General features: G+C 67.0%; 13 protein-coding genes. 4 read left to right on the plus strand and 9 right to left on the minus strand.

The annotated features are described in order from the left end of the window. The first annotated feature begins 155 nt into the window (after window positions 1-155). A complete protein-coding gene (locus tag ACOJB8_RS22185; RefSeq protein WP_475014216.1) occupies window positions 156-944 on the plus strand; it encodes an AraC family transcriptional regulator in 789 nt (262 codons plus the stop codon). 27 nt (window positions 945-971) lie between these two features. Here the strand turns inward: ACOJB8_RS22185 and ACOJB8_RS22190 are convergent, their stop codons facing one another. The 9 genes from ACOJB8_RS22190 to ACOJB8_RS22230 form a co-directional block, all read right to left on the minus strand. After that, on the minus strand, window positions 972-1,871 hold the full coding sequence (locus ACOJB8_RS22190) for a LytR/AlgR family response regulator transcription factor (RefSeq protein ID WP_475014218.1): 900 nt from the start codon (window positions 1,869-1,871) through the stop codon (window positions 972-974). After that, complete coding sequence (locus ACOJB8_RS22195; RefSeq protein WP_475014220.1) at window positions 1,868-3,010, minus strand: sensor histidine kinase; 1,143 nt, start codon at window positions 3,008-3,010, stop codon at window positions 1,868-1,870. The genes ACOJB8_RS22190 and ACOJB8_RS22195 overlap by 4 nt, the downstream gene beginning before the upstream one ends. Next, window positions 3,007-3,384 (minus strand): DUF2306 domain-containing protein, encoded by a 378-nt coding sequence (locus ACOJB8_RS22200; RefSeq protein WP_368683405.1) that lies wholly within the window; start codon window positions 3,382-3,384, stop codon window positions 3,007-3,009. The genes ACOJB8_RS22195 and ACOJB8_RS22200 overlap by 4 nt, the downstream gene beginning before the upstream one ends. 154 nt (window positions 3,385-3,538) lie before the next feature. Further along, window positions 3,539-5,062, minus strand: a complete 1,524-nt coding sequence (locus ACOJB8_RS22205) for an ATP-binding response regulator (RefSeq protein WP_475014222.1) — start codon at window positions 5,060-5,062, stop codon at window positions 3,539-3,541. Further along, window positions 5,059-6,468: a sensor histidine kinase gene (locus tag ACOJB8_RS22210; RefSeq protein ID WP_475014224.1), complete on the minus strand. Its 1,410-nt coding sequence runs from the start codon at window positions 6,466-6,468 to the stop codon at window positions 5,059-5,061. Before ACOJB8_RS22210 ends, ACOJB8_RS22205 begins: the two co-directional genes overlap by 4 nt. Continuing rightward, on the minus strand, window positions 6,461-7,588 hold the full coding sequence (locus tag ACOJB8_RS22215) for an ATP-binding protein (protein WP_475014226.1): 1,128 nt from the start codon (window positions 7,586-7,588) through the stop codon (window positions 6,461-6,463). Before ACOJB8_RS22215 ends, ACOJB8_RS22210 begins: the two co-directional genes overlap by 8 nt. Further along, the gene (locus ACOJB8_RS22220) at window positions 7,573-7,998 is read right to left on the minus strand and encodes an ATP-binding protein (RefSeq protein WP_069265818.1); all 426 of its coding nucleotides are present in this window, start codon (window positions 7,996-7,998) and stop codon (window positions 7,573-7,575) included. The genes ACOJB8_RS22215 and ACOJB8_RS22220 overlap by 16 nt, the downstream gene beginning before the upstream one ends. A gap of 42 nt (window positions 7,999-8,040) precedes the next feature. After that, complete coding sequence (locus ACOJB8_RS22225) at window positions 8,041-8,400, minus strand: STAS domain-containing protein (protein ID WP_069265819.1); 360 nt, start codon at window positions 8,398-8,400, stop codon at window positions 8,041-8,043. Window positions 8,401-8,440: 40 nt separating this feature from the next. Then, a complete protein-coding gene (locus tag ACOJB8_RS22230) occupies window positions 8,441-9,307 on the minus strand; it encodes an STAS domain-containing protein (protein ID WP_342949037.1) in 867 nt (288 codons plus the stop codon). Between the two features lie 551 nt (window positions 9,308-9,858). Between ACOJB8_RS22230 and ACOJB8_RS22235 the strand changes: the two genes are divergently transcribed. From ACOJB8_RS22235 to ACOJB8_RS22245, 3 genes are all read left to right on the plus strand, one after another. After that, window positions 9,859-10,491 carry an MlaC/ttg2D family ABC transporter substrate-binding protein gene (locus ACOJB8_RS22235; RefSeq protein WP_370684290.1) on the plus strand — a complete coding sequence of 211 codons (633 nt, stop codon included), beginning with the start codon at window positions 9,859-9,861 and terminating at the stop codon, window positions 10,489-10,491. 170 nt (window positions 10,492-10,661) lie between these two features. Then, window positions 10,662-12,617 carry an AI-2E family transporter gene (locus ACOJB8_RS22240; protein ID WP_342949036.1) on the plus strand — a complete coding sequence of 652 codons (1,956 nt, stop codon included), beginning with the start codon at window positions 10,662-10,664 and terminating at the stop codon, window positions 12,615-12,617. 84 nt (window positions 12,618-12,701) lie between these two features. Next, complete coding sequence (locus tag ACOJB8_RS22245; RefSeq protein WP_256094801.1) at window positions 12,702-12,953, plus strand: hypothetical protein; 252 nt, start codon at window positions 12,702-12,704, stop codon at window positions 12,951-12,953. Window positions 12,954-13,122: the final 169 nt, after the last annotated feature.

The raw sequence follows: 13,122 nt of genomic DNA on the forward strand, positions 1-13,122 counted from the left end.
AAAATTCAGTATTCATATAGAAAATCATTATCGTTCGCATTAGCAATTAATCATCATCCGATGCAAAATAAGAGACACAGCGATGGCCGACGCATCGGGCATAAATTGCGCAAAACGGACATTTTTCTGGAAAATGAGCGAAGGAATATTCGATCGTGGATCAAATATGGCGGCGACCGCTTGAAATCCCGCACCGCAAGCTCGAACGGCCAATCGTGGCGGCAAGCTACCAGTACGACGCTGCCCATAAGGGATCGTGGCTTTCGCACGATCAGGGGCGGTTCGTCTTTACGGAGAGCGGGGTGCTGCGTGTGACGACGCCCAGCGGCATGTGGACGCTCGGGCCGCAGCGCGGGCTGTGGATCGCGCCGCGCGTGCGCCACGAATTGATCGCGACGAGCGCGGTGAGCCTGCATAGCGTGTCGTTAGAGCCGCAGGCGTCGCCGTGGCCAGAATCCGCATGTCATGCGATGCGGGTTTCACCGCTGTTGCGCGAACTGGTGGCCGCGCTGGTCGAAGACCGCGAGCGCGGCCCGGAGTGCCGCTACGCGCTTATTACGCCGCTGTTGCTCAGCGAAATGCGCAATGCGCGCGAGGCCTCGGGCGGCGGGTTGCCGCTGCCGCTCGACCGGCGTTTGCGGCAGATTTGCGATTTCCTGCTGGCGGCGCCTGCCAACGGCGACTCGCTCGCGACCTGGGGCGAGCGCGTGGGGGCGAGCGAGCGTACGCTCGCGAGGCGCTTCAAGGACGAGACCGGCTTGACGTTCGGCCACTGGCGCCAGCAGCTGCGCATCGTCGAGGCCGTGTCGAGGCTCGCCCAGGGCGTGCGCGTGGCGGAGATCGCGGCCGAGCTCGGCTATGCGAATTCGAGCGCGTTCATCTCCATGTTCCGCAAGACGATGGGCGAGCCGCCTCAGCGGTATTTGAAAAGCGAGCCGCGTTGAAGGCGTTTGCCGTTCTCGTGGCGCGCGTCACATCTGCTTGAACAGGTGTGCGTACTGGCGGCTTACGTCGAGGGCGCCCGCGTGGCCGCGCAGCCTCAACGTCATCTTCCCGATCGCGCTGACCGAGGCGCATTCCACCTGATCCACGTTGACCACCGTGCCGCGGTGAACTTGCCAGAAGCGCGCCGGGTCCAGTTGCGCGCATAACTCTCGCAGGCTCGTGCGGATCAGCAATTCGCCGCTGTGCGTCGTGACCACGACATATTTGTCGGCTGCTTCGAAGTACAAAACATCTTCCACCGGCACCATGCGGATGTCGTTGCCGCTCGAGGCGCGCAGATATCGCAGCGGGGCCCAGCGCGGGGCGCTTTCCGCATTGCCCGCTCGTGCACCGGCGCGCGCTTCGCGGACGTCCTGGGTGATCGTTTCGAGCTGGCGCAGCACGCGTTGCAGATCGGCCTGCATCTGCGGCGCCTCGGCGTCGTTTGCCGCCGATCGCGCGAGCCGGACGCGCAGGCGCTCCACCGTCCGCGCGAGCCGCGCAGTCTCCACGGGCTTGAGCAGATAGTCGATGGCCGCGGCCTCGAAGGCCTCGAGGGCATAGGCGTCGTAGGCGGTCACGAACACGATTTGCGGCGGCGCGGCGAGATTCGCGCACGCGCGCGCGACATCGAGGCCAGTCGCGCCCGGCATGGCGATGTCGAGGAACGCGACGTCGGGCGTCAGCGCGCCGATGCGTTCAATGGCTTCCTGGCCGTTGCCGGCCGTTGCCACGATGCGCAGTTCCGGCCACGCGGAGGCCAGTTCGCGTTCCAGGGCGGCGGCGATCAGCGGCTCGTCCTCGGCGATCAGTGCGGTCGGAGTGTCGGGCGAGCGGTGCGAGGCGTCGCCGTGTTGCGCCGTATCTGCGGGCGCGTGGCGTTTCATGATCTGGACTCCTGCACGCTTGCACCAACAGTATCGCGCAGCGGCAGCGGCAGCCGCACCCGCGCAACGAGGCCATGCGGCACGTTCTCGATCAGCGTGAGCGACGCCTGCTCGCCATAGAGCGCCGCGAGCCGCTCGCGCACGTTCACTAGCCCGACGCCCGCGCCCTGGGTGCCCGGCGTCGCGCCAAAACCCGGGCCCGTATCGGTCACGCTCAACTCGACATTGTCACCGTCGCGCCGTGCGGCAACGTCGATTCTGCCGCCCTCGAGCGCACCCTGGATGCCATGCTTGAGCGCGTTCTCCACGAGCGGCTGCAACAGCATGGGCGGCACCGGGAGGTCGGCGCAATCGTGCGGCAGGTCGAGCGCGTAGGCAAGGCGCGGGCCGATACGCATGGCATGCACGGCGAGCATCGAGTCGAGCACCTTGAACTGCACCGCGAGCGTTTCGCTTTGCGCGCGCGAGGCCTCGAGCGTCGCGCGCAGGAAGCGGTTGAGGCTCGCGAGCAGTTCGCGCGCACGCGGCGGGTCGGACGCGATCAGGCTGTCGAGCGTCGCCAGCGTGTTAAAGAGAAAGTGCGGCTCGATCTGGGCCTGCAGCGCCTGCAGGCGCGCGCTGAGCGCCGTGCGCTCTGCGGCTTCCTTTTGCCATGCCGTGCGCGCGACCTGTTCGCTCAGCTCGGCAATGCGCGTGCGCGACCAGCCATACCAGGTGACCAGCAGCGTGGCGGTCAGCGCGATCCAGCCGGTGAGCGCGAGATCCTTCGTCGCGAACGCGTTGTGCAAGCCGATTCCGAGCATCACGCTCGCGATGCCGCGCCCGAGCGACGCACCGAGCACGATGGCGAGCACCATCGCCAAGGCGAGGCGCGGGCCCGTGAGCGCATTGTGGCGTTGCAGAAAGAAGCGGGCGACGTCGAGCAGCAGCATGATCGAAAGCCCGATCGCCTGGCTGAAGACGAGGTTGTCGATGAAGCGCTCGTGAACGCCCGCGGCGGTGAGCGCGACCGCAATCAGCGCATTGCCTATGACGACGATCACGCCCTCGCGCGCGAACCCGGCGAGCAGGACATTGGCCGTCGGCGCGGGGAGGCGGGCGGCGGCGTTCGGAAACTCGACGTGCATGCCAGGAATCATGCGAACCAGCTCGTGACGATGAGGTTGAGCAACCGGTGCGGCGTCGCAACGGCGGCAAGACCGGCCGCAATGAGGCTGAAGAACGAACCGCGCATGGCGAGGCGATGGCCGCGGACGTTGCCGTGGCGGATCGCCCAGATGGCGCGCCCGACGCTTGCGAACGTCAGCAGCGACAGGCCGTGCACCCAGGACAGATGCCCCGGATGCAGCTCGCGGATATCGAACGAGCTGAGCGCGGCGGTAAGCATCGTTAGTGCCCAGAGGCGGCCGAGCCACTTGTGCCGCGCGCTGCCCTTTTCGGCCAGCATGACGGCGGTTCCGAGTATGACAGAAAGTGTTGCGGCGACGACGTGCGCAGCAATGATGGCAGACATGCTGGCTCTCCATGGCGGGTCGAGCGGGGGCGATGTCTGCAGTGTGGTGAATGGGGGCGGGGCGGGCGAGGGGGATGCGACGAAGTGTGGGGAAACGGGCGCGAACGGGGCCTGGGTGGCGCGAACGGTCGGCAGGCGGACCGCGCGGCGCCACTCAATCCGGCGGCGCGTTGTCGATTTCCCGCAGAATCTCTTCGAACGGCGCGGGCTTGACGAGATGCCGGTCGAAGCCTGCCTCGCTCGCTGCTTGGCGGTCGCGCTCCTGGCCGTAGCCCGTCAGCGCGATCAATTGCACGTGCGCGGTGGCCGGCCCGGCGCGCAGCGCCTTCGCCAGCGCGTGACCGTCCATGCCGGGCAAGCCGATGTCGAGAATCGCGACGTTGGGCAGGAAGCTCTGCGCGAGCGCGAGTGCGCTCGGTCCGTCGTGCGCCACGCGCACCTCGTGGCCTTCGAGTTCCAGCAGCATGAGCAGCGAAGTAGCGGAATCGACGTTGTCGTCGGCGATCAGCACGCGGCGGCGCGGCGGCGCGATTTGTTCCCCGGCGCCCGGCGCTTCGTCGCGCGGCGCTTCGCACTGCGACGCTCGCGCGAGCGGCAGACGCACGACGAATTCCGAGCCGTGTCCAAGCCCGTCCGAATGGGCGCTCACCGAGCCGCCATGCAGTTCCGCGAGTTCGCGCACGAGTGCGAGGCCGATGCCGAGGCCGCCGTCGGCGCGCTTCACGGCTTCGCGCGACTGCATGAAGAGCTCGAACACGTAGGGCAGCTCGTCGGGCGCGATGCCGATGCCGTTGTCGCGCACGCGAATCAGGATCTCGTAGACGTCCTGTTCGAGCCGCAACGCGATCTGGCCGCCTTCGGCCGTGTACTTCGCGGCGTTGGAAAGCAGGTTGCTCATGATCTGCGCCACGCGTATCGCGTCGCCGGTCACATGGCACGGCTCGCAGTCGATCTCGACCGTGAGCGTTTGCGATTTCGCGTCGAGGAAGGGCCGGCTCGTTTCCACGGCGGTCTGGACGATCTCGCGCAGGTCGAGCGTGCTCATCTGCAGCGCGATCTTGCCGTGCGAGATGCGCGAGACGTCGAGCAGGTCGTCGACGAGGCGGCCGAGATGCTCGACCTGGCGGCTCGCGATCTGCCGCGCGTCGGCGCGCATGACATCGTTCGCGCCATGGCGCGGGTCGAGTAGCGCGATGGCGTTGCGAATCGGCGCGAGCGGATTGCGCAGTTCGTGCGCAAGTGTCGCGAGGAAGCGGTCCTTGCGGCGGTCGGCGTCACGCAGCGCTTTTTCGGCCGCGTAGAGGCGCAGGAGCGCGCGCACGTTCGCCACCAGCTCGGCGGGCTCGACGGGCTCGGTGAGGTAGCTGTCGGCGCCGCCGTCGAGCGCGAGAATCTTGTCGCGCGTCTGCACCGCGGCGGCGGAGGTCTGCAGCACGAGCGTGGAGGTCGTTTCCGGGTCTGCCTTGATGAGGCGGCACACTTCGATGCCGCTGATGTCGGGCAGCTTGACGTCGAGCAGCACGATCGCAGGCGCCTGTTCGCGCACGGCTTCGAGCGCGGCCTGGCCCGTCGCGGCTTCGATCACGGCGTAGCCGGCGTGGCGCAGCACGCGCGACTTCACGTAGCGCGCGCCTTCGTTGTCGTCGACGTTGAGGATCAGCGTGGCCTGCGCGTTCATGGCACCGCGTCCCCGGAGGTCTCGGGTTCGTCCTCGACGGACGTCGCGAGGCACACCGGCACATTCAGGCGGAACGTCGAGCCCACGCCGGGCTCGCTTTCCACGCCCACTTCGCCGCCCAGCAGCGCCGCAAGCTTGCGGCACAGCGGCAGGCCAAGACCCGTTCCCTTCACGCGCTGCTGGAGGCGGTTCTGCACCTGGCCGAACTCCTCGAAAATGATCTGGTGGTGTTCGGGAGCAATTCCGATGCCCGTGTCCGCAACGAAGAAGGTGATGCGCGCTTCGTCGCCGTCGCCGGGCATGCACTGGGCGCCCACGCGAATCTGCCCGCGCTCGGTGTACTTGAGCGCGTTCGAGACGAAATTGCGCAGGATCTGCGTGAGTTTGGGTTCGTCGGTGTAAAGCTGCGGCAGGCCTGCCGTGGAACCGAACTCGAGCGTGACCTCCGGCGTATCGAGCAGCGGCATGAGCATGGTGCGCAGCGCGGCGAAGAGGTCGGCGGCATCGAACCACGTGGGCACGACTTCGGTCTTGCCGGCTTCGATCTTCGCGAGATCGAGCAGGTCGTTCACGGTCTCGCCCAGGCTTTCCGCAGACGAAAGAATCAGCTTGACCTGGCGTTCCTGCTCCACGCTCAGGTCGCCGTCGAGCCGGTTGAGCAGCAGGTTGGCGAGCGCGCGGATCGAACTGAGCGGTGTGCGCAATTCGTGGCTCATGTTCGAGAGAAAGCGCGTCTTCATCATGTCGGCGCGGCGCAGCTCCTCGGCGCGCTCGTCGAGTTCGGCGTAGAGCGCCACCACGCCGCGGTTGGTCGCTTCCAGCTCCTGCGTGAGGCGCGAGAGTTCTTCCTGGCGTTCGCGCAGTTCGTCGAGCGCCGTCACGAGTTCGCGGTTCTGCTGCTGCAGTTCTTCGAGGGAGTCGCCATGCGCGCCTTCCTGCGGACTGCGTGCGGCGAGTTCGTGCACGATGCGCTCGAGTTCCGGGCCGCTCGCCTCGCCGCGCTCGTGCGGCAAGTCGCGCGTCATGGTGACGGTCGTGCCGCCGGTCGACGAACGAATCTCGAAGCGGTCCATGAGGCGGCGGCTGCCCGTGATGCCGAGGCCCATGCCGCCCGGCGAGCGATAAGTGCCGTCGAGCACGGCTTCGAGTTCGCGCACGCCGGGGCCCTGGTCGCTGACCTGCACGGCGAGCGCTTCGCGCGGCCGCTCGCCTTCCAGCGCGAAGGCGACTTCGCCGCCGCCCGCATATTCGAACGCGTTGCGGGCGATTTCGGAGACGGCGCTCGCAATGCGCGTCTGGTCGAGCGGCGAGAAGCCGAGTCCGGCGGCCAGCTCGCGCGCGCGGCGACGCGCGGCGACGACGTCCTGGGCGGTTTGCAGCCGGATGCGCAGCAGGGGCTTATTCATGATTCAACTGTACTCCGGGGCGGGCGCGCACGACGACGACGGTGGCGTCGTCGCGCCGGCGCGCGAAGTCTCGGTAGAGAACGGCCGCGATCACGGCGGCGGGCTGGTTGGCGAGGCCGGGCCAGGCGGCGAGGTCCCAGCGGGTGCCGATGCCGTCCGAATGCAGGACGAGGAGCGCGTTCTCGCTCCACGTCAGCTCGAACTCCTGGGTGCCGCGCATCGTGTGGCCCACGATGCCGTTGCGCGAGACGAGCTGATAACACTCGCGCGCGGGTGGTGTGCCTGCGCCGGCGGAGCGCTGCGCGTGGCCGGCCGAAGCGCGGTTATCGATGGGGCGGCCCGCGCCATACGCGACCGCCGAGATGTTGCCCGTGCCGCAAAACGCGAGCGCGCCGCGCGCCAGATCGATGCGCACGAGCGCGAGCGCCGCGCCGCGCGTGGGGCGCAGGGCCGCGTGCGAGAGTTCCATGAGTGCGGCGGGCGCGAGGCCGGCGCGGCGGCGCAGCACGTCGAGCGCGGCCACGGCGGCCACGTGGGCTTCGGCACCGTGGCCGAGCCCATCGGCGAGTGCGAGCGTGAGGCCGCTCTGGTCGGCCTGCGCCTGCCAGCCGTCGCCGCAGACTTCCTCGCCGGGGTAAGGCACGCAGACCCCGCCGATCTCGGGTCGGGTGAATGCCGCGAGCGCTGCGTTGACGCCGCTTTTCTGCACGAGCACGCGCAACACCGTGCCCGCGCCCGGCTGCGAGTAAATGGCGAACTGGTTCGAGAGCCGCCGGATCGCGCCGAGCCCGGTGCCGGGCGTCCCGGTCGTGGAGTGGCCGTCGGCGAGGGCGATGCCCACGTCGGCCATGCCGGGGCCGCTGTCGAGCGCGATCAGCTCCACCGCGCCCTCCAGCGCGCGCACGAGCAGTTCGCCGTGGCCGGCATGCTTGAGGATATTGGTGGCCGCTTCCGTGAGCACGATCGCGAGGCGGCCGGCGTCGGTCTCGCTGAGCGCCGCAAAGCGCGCGGCTTCGCTGGCGCCGCGGCGTGCAAAGGCGACGCCGCTGGCGTCGCCGATCTCGAAGGAGCGGTGGGTGCCGCCGGCAGAACCGGCCGCGCCGTCTAGCGTACTTTCCATTTCGTGATGGTGACCGTTGTACCGCTGCCCGGAGTCGATTCGATCGTGAACTCGTCGCACAGTCGCCGCGAGCCGCCGAGGCCGAGTCCCAGGCCATTGCCGCTCGTGAAGCCGTCCTGCAGCGCGCGCCCGATATCGGCAATACCCGGACCCTGATCGACGAACGAGAGCCGCAGTCCCACGCGCACGCCTTTTTCCAGCACGTCGAGCCGCGCATCGCCGCCGCCGCCATGCTGCAGCGTGTTGCGTGCGAGCTCGCTCGCCGCCGTCACGAACTTGGTCTGTTCGATGAGCGAGAAACCCTGCGCGATGGCGGCGTCGCGCACGATCTGTCGCAGCCGGACGATTTCCTCGTCCGATCTCAGGCTCACCTGGGCCGCAAGCCTTCCGGTCGTGTCGTTGCTATTCATGATTGAACGCAAGAGACGTGCTAGCTAACGGAGTCATCGGACTCAACGGAGCTGCCGCTGCTTGAGCAGCGCCATGCCTTTTTCGACGTTCAGCGCGGTGCGCACGCCCGACAGCGTGAGACCGAGCTCGACCAGCGTGATCGCCACGGACGGCTGCATGCCGACCACCACGGTCTGCGCGTCGAGCACCATCGCCATGGCGGCCGTGTTGCTGATCATGCGGCCGATGAACGAGTCGACCACGTCGAGCGTCGAGATGTCGATCAGCACGCCCTTGGCCGACTCTTTCACGATGCGCTCGGTAAGGTCGTCCTGCAGTGCGATCGCGAGGCGGTCGTGCATGTCCACCTGGATCGTGACGATCAGGCAGTCGCCGAGGCGCAGAATCGGAATGCGTTCCATCGTGTGCGGTTCCCCGTGCTTCAGTGGCGCTGAGTGGCGTTCAGGTCGTGGCCTTCGGCGAGATGATGGTCGCGCCGATGCGCTGCAACGCGATGACGAAGGCGTCGGCGAGCGTGGACTTGGTCGTGACGTTGGTGAGATCGACGCCCAGATGCACGATGGTCTGCGCGATCTGCGGGCGGATGCCGCTGATGATGCAGTCCGCGCCCATGAGGCGCGCGGCGGCCACGGTCTTGAGCAGATGCTGCGCGACGAGCGTGTCGACGGTGGGCACGCCCGTGATGTCGATGATCGCGAGGCCCGCGCCCGTGTCGACGATCTTCTGCAGCAGGCTCTCCATGACGACCTGGGTGCGCGCGGAATCGAGCGTGCCGATGAGCGGCAGCGCGAGGATGCCTTCCCAAAGCTGCACGACGGGCGTGGAAAGCTCGAGCAGTTCTTCCTGCTGGCGCGCGATGATCGCTTCGCGGCTCTTCTGGAAAATGTCGGTGGTGTAGATGCCGAAGCCATCGAGCAGCAGGTTGACCTGCCAGCTCACATGGGCAAGCTCGGCGGCGTTGTTCGCATACGCCTCGCGCAGCCGCGCATAGAGCGGCTCCTTGAACGAGAACACGAAGGTGGCCGTCTCGACAGGCGTGTAGCCCTGACGTGCGCGATGCGCCGACATGTCCGCGAGGAATGCGCGCACCGGCTCCCAGTCCGGGCTGCCCGAATCGAAGGTTCCGGTGTTAGGCAGCGTGTCGAGAAAGACATTCAGGAACGCCGAAAACTGCTCGCGAATTTCCCCCTCCATCGCAAGGCCGCGGCGCAGCGCGATCGGCAGATGCAGGCGCAGCCATTCCGCGAGCAGCGTGTCGCGATGCTGGCCGAGGATGTCCGCAATGCGAACCTGTTCCGGTGTGTTCATGCGATCTCCTGAGCGATGGGGCCACGCCTCCTTTCGGGACGAACCGCTGAACCTTGCACCCTCGTATCGATTTGATCCCAATTGCATGGCGATTGAACCGATTACGCGGTCAGTCAAGGCGAGCGAACGGGCGGGCGTGGGGCTGCATGCGTTTTTCGTGCCCGCTGGTCCGCGCAACGACTGCTGGGCCTGCAGCGCGCGGCACCATCCGCTTTGCCATGACGCGCTTGTAGTTTTTACAGGGCGGTCGTTATGTGCAGATGAGTGAGCCTTGTTTTCGGGTGGCCCGCTATGTCATGGAATGGTATGTAACTTGCTTTGCCGTAGCGCCTTTCGGGCTGGAGGCGTTCCTCGGAAGCCGGTGCGCGGGCTCGCACGCCCCGCGCGTGAAGGCATGAACGCACGAGCCGCACAGCGATCCGACCGGACCCCGCCCGACCCGCTAGACTGAGCGCTGGCGTGCGCTTGCGCGAAGCGTGCGGTTTGTCGATTTCGCGCCCGCTCGCCTCTCCCGCCATTGCCCAGAGATATCGATGACCAGGTTATTCCGCATGACCGCGCTGCTTGCGTGGTGTCTGTCGTTCCTGCCCGCTACGGCGGCATTCGCTCAATCGGCCCAGGTGGACCAGTCGGACCCGCAGGCGCTCATCAAGACCGCCACGCAGCAGATCCTCGACGAGGTCCGCACGAAGGCCATCGCGCCCGACGATATCGCGCGCATCCAGGATATCGTCAACCGCGACATTCTTCCGTACGTCGATTTTCGCCGCACCACGCGCCTCGCCATGGGGCCGCACTGGCGCACCACGACGCCCGAGCAGCAAGCGCAGATCGAGCAGCAGTTCCAGCTGCTGCTGATCCATCTCTACTCGGGCGCCATCGCGCAACTCAAGCCTGACCAGAAGATCGAGTACCCGCCCATGCGCAGTTCGCCAGGAGACACCGACGTCGTCGTGCGCACGCTCGCGCAGACCAGCAGCAATCCGGTTGAAATCGATTACCGCCTGTACAAGACGCCGCAGGGCTGGCGCCTTTATGACCTGAACGTGCTCGGTGCGTGGCTGATCCAGACCTATCGCCAGCAGTTCAACGAGAAGATCCAGCAGGGCGGCGTGGACGGGCTCATCCAGTTCCTGACCGCGCGCAACCAGGAGCTCGTCACGGGCAAGACGCAGACGCAGTGACGTGCGGTTTTTGCGTCCGCCTCTCGCGACCTGCGAAAATCTGGACGGCTGCGCCTCACGTATGGAGGCGCTGTACCATTTCCAGGTGCGCCTCGTGCGTATAGATGGGCCGTGCGCTTGCCCGAGCCCGCGCGGCCCCGATGTTTCTTTTTTTGCCGATCCGATCCGACATGAATTTCCCGCTGCCGCCGCAGGGCCGACGCAACCGGGTGTTTCCGCCAAGCCCGCCGACGCTGCACAGCCTCGCCTCCGTCATTACCGGCGTGGTCGTGGTGTGCGGCTTGTACTTTGGGCGTGCGGTGCTGATTCCCATTACGCTCTCGGTGCTGCTGAGCTTTCTGCTGGCGCCGCTCGTGACCACGCTGCGGCGCTTTCATCTGCCACAGTTCCTCGCCATCCTCGTTGCGGTGCTTTCCACCGTGCTCGCGCTTGCCGGTGTGGGCGCGCTGATCGCCGCGCAGGTCTACCAGCTTTCCGCCTCCCTGCCGCAGTACCAGGAAGAGATCGAGCAGAAAGTGCAAACGGTGCAGGAAAAAACCGTGGGCCGCGCCGATTCGCTGATGTCGCGAGCCGCCACCGCGCTGCAGCGTGTGACGCCCACGCCGCCGCCCGCGCCGCCGCAGCCGCGCGGGCGCGCGGCGCGCAATCAGCCGCAGCAGCCCATGCCCGTGGAGATCCATAATCCGGCGCCCACGCCGCTTACGCTCGCGCAAAAGGCGCTCGCCCCAGCTATCGCGCCGCTCGAGACGACCTTCATCGTGCTGGTGGTGACGATCTTCATCCTGTTCCAGCGCGAGGATCTGCGCGACCGGCTCATCAGCGTGTTCGGCTCAGACGACCTGCACCGCACCACAACCGCCATCAACGACGCCTCGCAGCGGCTCTCGCGCTACTTCGTCGCGCAAGTCGGCGTGAACGTCACGGTGGGCGGCGTGATCGCGCTGGGGCTGGCGGGCATCGGCGTGCCGGGCGCGCTGTTGTTCGGCGCGGTGGCGGCGCTCATGCGCTTCGTGCCGTACATCGGCATCTGGATCGCCGCGATCATGGCGACGATCGTCGCCGCGGCCACGCAGCCGCAGTGGACCATGGGCGTCACGACGCTGATCTTCTTCATCGTCGTGGACGTGGTGGCGGGTCAGTTCGCCGAGCCGATGGTCTATGGCAAGCGCTCGGGCCTTTCGCCGCTGGCCGTGGTAGTGGCGGCGATCTTCTGGAGCTGGCTGTGGGGGCCCGTGGGGCTGGTGCTTTCCACGCCGCTCACGCTGTGCATCGTCACGCTGGGCCGCTACGTGGACCGGCTGAACTTCCTCACGATCCTGCTCGGCGACCAGCCCGCGCTCACGCCTGCGCAAACCTGCTACCAGCGCCTGCTCGCCGACGATCCTCATGAAGCGCTGCTGCAGGCGGACCGGCTGCTCACGAGCATGCCGCTCATCGACTACTACGAGCAGGTGGTGTTCGAGGGCCTGCGCTTCGCGCGCAACGACGCCTTGCGCGGCGTGCTGCCCGGCGAGCAGGTCGCGCGCATCAACCAGGCGCTGCTCGATATCGTCGAGGATCTCGAATCCGTGGACGATTCTCGCCACACCGCAGCCGAGGAGGAGAGCGCCAGGAAGTCCGTCGAAGGCGCGGACGAAGGCGCCAAGGTAATCGAGTTCACGCTCTCGCCGGACGCGGGCGAGGTGCTCTGCGTACCCGGACGCGGCGCGTTCGACGACGTGGCGGTGGCGATCGTCGGCCAGTTGCTCATGCGGCGCAACATTCCCTGCACGGCTACCACCTACGACGAAGTGCGCGCCACGCGCGGGGCCATGATCGACGAGCGCTCGCCGGCCATCTGCCTGGTGTCGCTCGATGCGCCCGAGTCGGCGCCGTACCTGCGCAATCTCGTGCGGCGCCTGCGCGAGCGTGCGCCCGACGCGACCATCGTGGTGGGCATCGGCGCGGCGTTGCGCGACGACGGCGCAGGCATTGCCGACGACCCCGGCACGCTCTTCCCGACCTCGCTGCGCAACCTCGTGGAGGAATGCGGCGCGGCGCTCGTGCCGGCTCACACGCCGCAAAGCGAAAAGAGGGCGGCAGCACCGGATATGCAGGATCAATATAGTGCGGGAGCGAAATTGTGACAGTCATGCCCGTGTCACATTAAGGCTCGAATATATGCGGCCCTGTGCCCCTGGTTGCGGCATGAAAGTTACTGGGAGACGACATTGCTGAGCCCTAAGGAATTCGCCACGCTGATGCTGGTCCGCCATTCGCCGGACCAGATCGACATGAATCGCCAGGAACTGGACACGCTGCTCGAGCGTCAGCTGGTTGCGCTCGAGCATTGGACGGAAGGCCACCGCCGGCTGTCGCTCACGATTGCCGGCCGCTCGCTGCTCGAAGCCGTGGGGCGGCTGGAATACGTGACGGGTTTGCCCGAGGGGTATGGCAACGAGCGCCTCGCCGCCGGCCTTTGATGCTTGTCTGATTCTCCCGCAGTGAGCCTGCGCGCGGCCCGGCCTCGAATGGAGCCGGGCCGTATCTTTATGCAAAACACATTTCCCCGCTTGCATTTACTGAGGCATGCCAGGTAATTGTGTGCTTTTGCCCACGCCCGCAGGCGTGATCGTCTTGTGTCCCCCAAAG

Source organism: Paraburkholderia sp. BR10141 (assembly GCF_056155635.1).

What these genes read in the sequence shown, in the direction of transcription:
- ACOJB8_RS22215 (WP_475014226.1), bottom strand. Translation starts at nt 7,588, where the DNA reads ATGGAAAGTACGCTAGACGGCGCGGCCGGTTCTGCCGGCGGCACCCAC.
- ACOJB8_RS22190 (WP_475014218.1), bottom strand. Translation starts at nt 1,871, where the DNA reads ATGAAACGCCACGCGCCCGCAGATACGGCGCAACACGGCGACGCCTCG.
- ACOJB8_RS22240 (WP_342949036.1), top strand. Translation starts at nt 10,662, where the DNA reads ATGAATTTCCCGCTGCCGCCGCAGGGCCGACGCAACCGGGTGTTTCCG.
- ACOJB8_RS22210 (WP_475014224.1), bottom strand. Translation starts at nt 6,468, where the DNA reads ATGAATAAGCCCCTGCTGCGCATCCGGCTGCAAACCGCCCAGGACGTC.
- ACOJB8_RS22225 (WP_069265819.1), bottom strand. Translation starts at nt 8,400, where the DNA reads ATGGAACGCATTCCGATTCTGCGCCTCGGCGACTGCCTGATCGTCACG.
- ACOJB8_RS22220 (WP_069265818.1), bottom strand. Translation starts at nt 7,998, where the DNA reads ATGAATAGCAACGACACGACCGGAAGGCTTGCGGCCCAGGTGAGCCTG.
- ACOJB8_RS22205 (WP_475014222.1), bottom strand. Translation starts at nt 5,062, where the DNA reads ATGAACGCGCAGGCCACGCTGATCCTCAACGTCGACGACAACGAAGGC.
- ACOJB8_RS22235 (WP_370684290.1), top strand. Translation starts at nt 9,859, where the DNA reads ATGACCGCGCTGCTTGCGTGGTGTCTGTCGTTCCTGCCCGCTACGGCG.
- ACOJB8_RS22230 (WP_342949037.1), bottom strand. Translation starts at nt 9,307, where the DNA reads ATGAACACACCGGAACAGGTTCGCATTGCGGACATCCTCGGCCAGCAT.
- ACOJB8_RS22195 (WP_475014220.1), bottom strand. Translation starts at nt 3,010, where the DNA reads ATGATTCCTGGCATGCACGTCGAGTTTCCGAACGCCGCCGCCCGCCTC.
- ACOJB8_RS22200 (WP_368683405.1), bottom strand. Translation starts at nt 3,384, where the DNA reads ATGTCTGCCATCATTGCTGCGCACGTCGTCGCCGCAACACTTTCTGTC.